Origin of the sequence: Xenorhabdus santafensis, assembly GCF_033949405.1 — a bacterium.
GTDB lineage: Bacteria > Pseudomonadota > Gammaproteobacteria > Enterobacterales > Enterobacteriaceae > Xenorhabdus > Xenorhabdus santafensis.
This window is the reverse complement of the sequence record NZ_VCDN01000322.1, coordinates 1-428: the sequence shown is the minus strand read 5'-3', so window position 1 is coordinate 428 and position 428 is coordinate 1. Positions and strand designations below refer to the sequence as shown.

Below are 428 nucleotides of genomic sequence, written 5' to 3'. Positions count from 1 at the left end.
GTTAATCCTTTAATCTTAGATTCTAAAAATTTGTCTTCTAACATAATAAAATCCCCTTTGATTTTCATTTTTTGTACGTGAAAAATACGTCTTTTTTCCGTACAATTTGTATTATACGATATTTTTCCGTACAATACAAGGAGAGGTGATAATAATGACAGATAAAAAAGAAAGAGTAGAAATGAGAATCCCACAATCAATATTAAAAAAAGTTGACGAATATAAAGGAGAAAACGGAATTTCTACTAGAACAGCAACAATTCTAGAACTTATAAGAAAAGGATTAAATAAATAAAAAAATAGAAGGGATAATATACATATCCCTTCTAACTAATATCTGATTCTATATAATAAATACGATCAATATAATCTAAATTCTCAATATAGCTCAACTTGCCTTGAGTGACTAAAAAATCTAAATAACTACA

At 25.9% G+C, this 428-nt stretch carries 1 protein-coding gene; it reads left to right on the top strand.

Annotated elements, in window-relative coordinates:
• Nucleotides 1–154: 154 nt before the first annotated feature.
• The gene (locus FE392_RS20425) at nucleotides 155–295 is read left to right on the top strand and encodes a ribbon-helix-helix domain-containing protein (protein ID WP_170951690.1); all 141 of its coding nucleotides are present in this window, start codon (nucleotides 155–157) and stop codon (nucleotides 293–295) included.
• Nucleotides 296–428 lie beyond the last annotated feature (133 nt).

Bases quoted from the DNA above. Each gene is read 5' to 3' on its own strand.
- FE392_RS20425 (WP_170951690.1), top strand. From the start codon at position 155: ATGACAGATAAAAAAGAAAGAGTAGAAATGAGAATCCCACAATCAATA.